Source organism: Streptomyces altiplanensis (assembly GCF_053591575.1).
Genome location: NZ_JBSFUB010000187.1, coordinates 1 through 5,769 on the forward strand (window position 1 = coordinate 1; position 5,769 = coordinate 5,769).

At 65.0% G+C, this 5,769-nt stretch carries 6 protein-coding genes and 1 pseudogene; 3 read left to right on the top strand and 4 right to left on the bottom strand.

Annotated features, from left to right (window positions below):
- A partial coding sequence (locus tag ACWD0Y_RS35960; protein WP_450264464.1) for a transposase family protein occupies positions 1-213 on the top strand: 213 nt, incomplete at its 5' end.
- A 182-nt stretch (positions 214-395) separates the two neighbouring features.
- Here the strand turns inward: ACWD0Y_RS35960 and ACWD0Y_RS35965 are convergent.
- The 4 genes and pseudogenes from ACWD0Y_RS35965 to ACWD0Y_RS35980 form a co-directional block, all read right to left on the bottom strand.
- Positions 396-557 (bottom strand): annotated as a pseudogene (locus ACWD0Y_RS35965) (IS3 family transposase); the annotation flags it as partial.
- A gap of 451 nt (positions 558-1,008) precedes the next feature.
- A complete protein-coding gene (locus tag ACWD0Y_RS35970; RefSeq protein WP_450264465.1) occupies positions 1,009-1,293 on the bottom strand; it encodes a hypothetical protein in 285 nt (94 codons plus the stop codon).
- Positions 1,290-1,931: an SRPBCC family protein gene (locus ACWD0Y_RS35975; RefSeq protein ID WP_450264466.1), complete on the bottom strand. Its 642-nt coding sequence runs from the start codon at positions 1,929-1,931 to the stop codon at positions 1,290-1,292. The genes ACWD0Y_RS35970 and ACWD0Y_RS35975 overlap by 4 nt, the downstream gene beginning before the upstream one ends.
- Complete coding sequence (locus ACWD0Y_RS35980; RefSeq protein WP_450264467.1) at positions 1,919-3,664, bottom strand: thiamine pyrophosphate-binding protein; 1,746 nt, start codon at positions 3,662-3,664, stop codon at positions 1,919-1,921. Before ACWD0Y_RS35980 ends, ACWD0Y_RS35975 begins: the two co-directional genes overlap by 13 nt.
- Positions 3,665-4,305: 641 nt before the next feature.
- Here ACWD0Y_RS35980 and ACWD0Y_RS35985 point away from each other — a divergent pair.
- Both ACWD0Y_RS35985 and ACWD0Y_RS35990 read left to right on the top strand, forming a co-directional pair.
- Complete coding sequence (locus ACWD0Y_RS35985) at positions 4,306-4,992, top strand: FkbM family methyltransferase (protein WP_450264468.1); 687 nt, start codon at positions 4,306-4,308, stop codon at positions 4,990-4,992.
- A 270-nt stretch (positions 4,993-5,262) separates the two neighbouring features.
- Positions 5,263-5,694, top strand: a complete 432-nt coding sequence (locus ACWD0Y_RS35990) for a transposase (protein ID WP_450264469.1) — start codon at positions 5,263-5,265, stop codon at positions 5,692-5,694.
- The last annotated feature ends 75 nt before the right edge of the window (positions 5,695-5,769 follow it).

Below are 5,769 nucleotides of genomic sequence, written 5' to 3' on the forward strand. Positions count from 1 at the left end.
GGCACCTTTGCCACCGGGCAAAGGTGCCGCCCCGGCAAAGAGCTCAGCCTCCGCCAGAAGTCGTTGTACAAGGCCCATGCCCGCCTGCGCTACCCCGTCGAGCGAGGCATGGCCCGCCTCAAGACCTGGCGGATCTTCCGCAAAGCACGCTGCAGCCCGACCTGGCTCACCAGTGCGGCCAAAGCCGTCCTCACCCTGGAGAGGTACCGCTGAAAATGCTCCATGACTGAAGCCAAGTACAACTTTTCTTCCCCGGTGTCGATTTCGGTCGTATCGCCGACCCGGAGCACGTTCGGCGAAATAGCGTCGAAGTGACGATGCGCGAGGTCGGAGGCCGCTTTGTCCTTGCCCTGCCAGGTCAGTGAGTGGTGCCGGAGCGGCGGCCTGAGGCCCTGGAATCCGAGGTCGACCATGATCTCGACGACGGTGTTCACCGAGATCTTCCATCCCTTGGCCCACAGCTCGAGCGTGATCCTCGGCGAGCCGTAAGTGTCGCCCGACAGGCGGAAGGAGTACATGATCCTCTCCTCAAGTCGCGCCCACCTGACCTCGCGCATCGTCGGCTCGGCCGGTCTGCGACGCCACTTGTAGAATTACGCCTTGGGCACGCCGAGTGCGCGGCAGGGGACGGCGTGCGGGATGCCGCGCCCGGTTCTCTGGTGGCTGTTCATCCCGACGAGCGCCGCCGGGCCCGTCCCAGCTGCTTCACCCAAAGGACCTCCATCTCCAACTGCCGGGCTTACTTGGCCTGTTCGGCGGCTTTCCGCCGTAGCCGGGCCAGCTCCTCACGCTTGGACTCACCGAGTGTCCCGTCACCTCCGGCCTTCCGCGCCAGGGAGACCCAAGTGGCCAGGGTCGTCTCGTTGGACCCCCAGCTTCCGCGCGACCTCGGTCGCTGGCCTCCCTGTCTCAGCGATGACCAATCCGCACAGCCCCCTCACTGAACTCCGCGTCGAACTTCCGCCCCTTGTCTGCCATGACTCTCAATTTTCCCTTCGGCCACGGCCTCTACGCTACGAGGGGAAGGTCATCATCGAAGAGTGTCGTGTTGGTGACGATGGCATCGACCGAACGGAATGTCTCACGCCCGTGTCGCTCGATCAGCCCGGCGACGGCGCATTCGGCCATGTCCGCCGCGGTTTCGTCCGGCGTGACGTGGTGCCGGGACGGCCGTGCCTTGAACATGACACCAGCGGAGTCTTCCGCTGATTCGGTGTAGCGGGCGTAGCACGCCGCAGGAACCCGGTTCTCCGGCAGATAGGGGCTGACGTCGAGCAGGCTGACGGCTCTCATGCGTCCACCTTGGACCAGTCGGGAATGATCGGCTGCCCATGGGCGTGCCTGTACTCGCAGATCTTCTTCAGGTTCTGCAGCTCGATCCAGTGACATGCGTAGAACAGGTCCCAGAACTCGCCGACCCACCGACGGTTGGGGGCCGGGGAGAGTTCCGGCCACGGATTCCGGTCGTAGAAGGGGTGTCGGCAGTTCGTCCACAGCACCACCGAGCCCGGACGGTTGAGGACGCTCTGGGAGTCCACGACGCGCATCAGGTAGATCATCCAGAGGTGCTCGCCCTGGTCCCACGCGCAGTGATAGTCCACCGTCATCGCCTCGGGGTTGGCGAGTGTACGGACGTAGATCTGGGTGCTGTCGTTGCACAGCATCTCGTTGGCGACGCACAGCCCGGGTTCACCGGTCTCGGTCACTTTGCGCAGGGTGAGCGTCCACTCGGCGAGGCTCCTGGTGTCGGCCATGTACTCGTAGACCTCATGAGGCGGGGCATCGATGTGTTCGCTGAGTGAGCAGTACTTGCCGAAGATCTCCTCGTGGTGCCATTTCGGATGCGTGAGCCCCTGCATCTTCTCAAGGGCTTCGGGCTGCGGGCAGTTCTCGATGCGGACCAGGCCGGGAATAGCACTCAACGTGGACACTGAACCATCTCCTTTTCCAGGAACGAAGTGACGGGTGGGATCTCATCGACGTCACAGTCGACCGAGATGAACGTCGGCCCCGGCGTGGTGTGCGCGTCGGCGAGGGCACGGGTGAGTTCTTCCGCCGAGGCGGCGTTCCGGGCATCGAGGGAAGGGAACATCGCGTTGATTCCGGCCGCCAGATCTGTCCGCCCGAACCGGTTGTTGCTGTACCCGTCTCCATGGAAGACCCGCACTCGGGTCGCGCACATGGCGTGAGCATTGTTGTTCAGAATGACGAACGTGATGGGCAGCCCGTACTCGACGGCGGTGTGCAACTCGAACCCGTGCATGTAGAACGAGCCGTCACCGGCAATGACGTAGACGCGGCTCGGCCTGTTGGGGGCGGCGAAGCTCGCACCGATCGCGGCACCGAACGTGTAGCCCATACCCCCCATTCCGAGGGTCACCACGAACCGGCCGTGCCGGGGCGCTGGAAGGTGGTGAATCGCTGCTGCACCGCAGTTGCCGGCGTCAACAAACACGGCCGCGTCACTCGGCAACGCCTCTTCGATCACGGCCATAATGTCCCGGTAGCTAAGATCACCACCCGACTGGACCGGCACCTCCAGGTGTCTGACATGCGGGCCCGGACCGAAGACGCGGCCGGACGCTTCGCCCAGCTGCTGGATCAGCGCGGGCAGTGTCTCGGACAGGATCCCGGACACCACGACAGCATCGACGTATGGCTGCTCAGGGGACAGGCACACCACGGGCAGGTTCGTGAGCAGATCCTCCAGCCCGTCGCGCGCGACGATCGGCAGTCTGGTCCCAATCAGCAGGCAGGCCGAGGAGCCGGCCAGGGTCTGGGCGACCGTCGGGTGCCCCCCCATGCCCCCGCACACCCCGACGAAACGAGGATCGCTGTTGTCGAAGACGTCCTTGGCATCCGGAGTCACTGCGATCCTCGCGTCCAGCTTGTCCACGAGGCGGGCCAGAGAACCGCGCGCATCGGCGCGCGCCACACCGTCACCGGCAATGACGAGGACTCCACCAGCGCGCCTGGCCGATTCCAATACTGACGAGGCGCGCGAGAGGTTCCGGTCGAGCGGCGCAGGGTCGGTCTGCGGCCGGGGTGACGCGATGGGCACGGGGCTGGTCAACCCCTGTTGCACGTTCTTGGGCAACAGAAGAACAGCGGGGCCACCAGGGGAGGACAGGGCAGCAGAGACCGCTTCGCCGAGTCGCCAAGCCACCTCGTCCGGCGAATTCACTCTGGCGCAATAGCGTGACACCGGGCTGAAAATGCGCTCCGCGTCCAATGTGCCGTTGCAACCGCTTGAATCCTGGAAGGCGCCGCGCCCGTTGAGGTGGGTCGCGGATTCACCGATGAGCGCGAGCACCGGGATGCGCGACGTGTACGCCTCGCCGAGCGCGGCCACCACGTTCAGCGCGCCGCCGCCCGATGTGGTGGTGACGACACCTAGGCCGCCTCCGATCCGGGCGTAGCCGTCCGCCATGGTTCCTGCGGAAAACTCGTGCTTGGCCAGGATCCCGGTCACTGTGGCGCTGCGGTGCAGCGCGTCGTACAGGTCTTCGATGTTGGCGCCACTCACACCGAACACATGCGTGACCCCAAGCGATGCGAGTTCACCCACGAGGTGGTCCACCGCCCGGACCTGGGTAACGTCGGTCCGCGCGCCGTGGTTGACGATCCCAACAGCCGACGGTGAGAAGCTGTACGCGCTTCGCATGAATTCCTCTGGATAGGGGCATGGACGGCGAGTCCACCGCGTAGTCGATTCATCATTCGGAGTACTTACTAGCATGGATCAACGCTCGCGCTATGGCGGAATTTCATCGGAGCACGGAGAGCAGGGGTGACGTTCAAAATAATTCAGCCGATCGGGGGGGGCGACCAGACCCAATGCCGCGTAGCGTACGTTGATCGTGGTGGTTCGAGTGCTGCTACCGGGTGCGCGGGTGGGCCCGGGTAGGTTGCTGATTTTGGAACAGAAAGCGGGCGCGGGCATAGCGGTGGGCGGGCGGCTGCCGGAGTAAAACTCGATCGGGCTGCTGGCCGGGTCGGTGTCGCGTGATGTGATCGACGATGCGGTGCGGGCGTTCGACCGGCAGGCCAGGCGCTCGGACGGCAAGCTGCTCCCGCACCGCATGCCCGTGCCAAGTGGAACTGATGTAACTCTTTCGGGTTAATCATTTGACACTGGCAACAAATGGCGAAAAGAATTCAGGGCCAACTGGCAGGCTCAGATGCCGGATCGGGAAGGAGGTGACTGTGACGTCGGGTGTCCCGCATGAATCGACAGACTTTCTCCTGGATGGCCGCATGATTTCGTGCACGTCACCATCGGAAATGTTAGCCGTCTGGGAAGACGTGACCCAGAACAGCGCGTATCTCATGGCGGTGCAGGGGCTCGGCTCCGGTGCGCTGATCGCGGACGTGGGGGCGCACTACGGCCTCGCCGCCATCTTCTTTGCCCATCATGTCCCCCATGCGAGGATTCTAGCGTTCGAGCCCGCGCCGCCGACCTTCGAATGCCTGCAGAACAACCTGTCCCGACACGTGCCGGGCGGCCGTCCTTTCCGTTACGCGCTCGGGGCGAAGCCGGGGAACCGGAAGCTCACGTACTCGCCGGTTGCTCCCTGCACTTCGACGATCCATGTGGACAACGTGGATGACCGGCGTACCATCGAGGCGCTCATCGCCAATACGGGTGGCGACGTCCAGGAGGCGCTGGACCTCCTGCGGCTGCGGGATGCTGCCGAACAGAGTTTTTCGGTGCCGACCACCACGTTGACCGAAGTGTTCAAGCAGCACAACGTCGGAACCATCGATCTCCTGAAAATCGACGTCGAGCGCGCCGAGATCGAGGTGCTCGATGGGGTGGACGACGAGTTGTGGCCGCGCATTCGTCGAATCGTCATGGAAGTTCACGACATCGACGGCGGACTGGCGAACGTGGCAAGCCGACTCCGAGCGCGGCAGTATGAGGTGACCGTGTCACAGCCGGCGTTGTTCCGGCGAACCAGCCTCCACATGGTCACCGCGATGCGGGACTGACAAGCCGTATCTCAACCGATCATGGAACGTGCAGCTCGAACAGGGTTCCTGTGTCGGGTGGCCTTCCGGCCGTACGCGCATGAAGGCAGGGCCTCTCGGTAGCTCGGGGATGCGAATCTGACCGAGCAATGCCGGGAGGCCCTGTTGTCGTATGTGTACCCGCCCGCGCCCACCGAGTTCAACTCGTCCGTCATGTCGTGCGATTGCCTCACGCACGTGTACGGCAACGCGGCCGATCATCCGGGCCGGGAACGCCGGTATCCCTCGGACATGACGGACGCGGAATGGGCGGCTGACCGACCGCTGCTGCCGGTGCCGGCCTGGCTTCAGGGCCGGGGCGGGCAGCCCGAGGGCTACTGCCACCGCTCGATACTGGACGTGATCCGCTACATGGGCGCGGGCGGGATCTCCTGGCGGGCGATGCCCGCGGACTTCCCGGCCTGGGGCCGGGTCTACGCCTTCTTCCGCCGTTGGCGCGAGCACGCTTTGATCACCGAGTTCCACGCCCGGCTGCGCGGGAAGGCCCGGGAGCGCGAGGGGCACGAGGCGGAACCGAGCGCGGGGATCATCGACGCGCAGTCGGTGCGGGCCGCCGCGACGGTGCCGGCCGCCTTACGCGGCTACGACGGCGAGAAGAAGGTGCCGGGCCGCAAGCGGCACATCGTGACCGACACGCTCGGTCGGTGCTGTCACGTTGGCTGACCGGGTGGGATGATCTTCGGGTTGGTCATGGTGGAGGGGGACCGCCCGTGGACAGTGCGCCGTCGTACAGGGGGC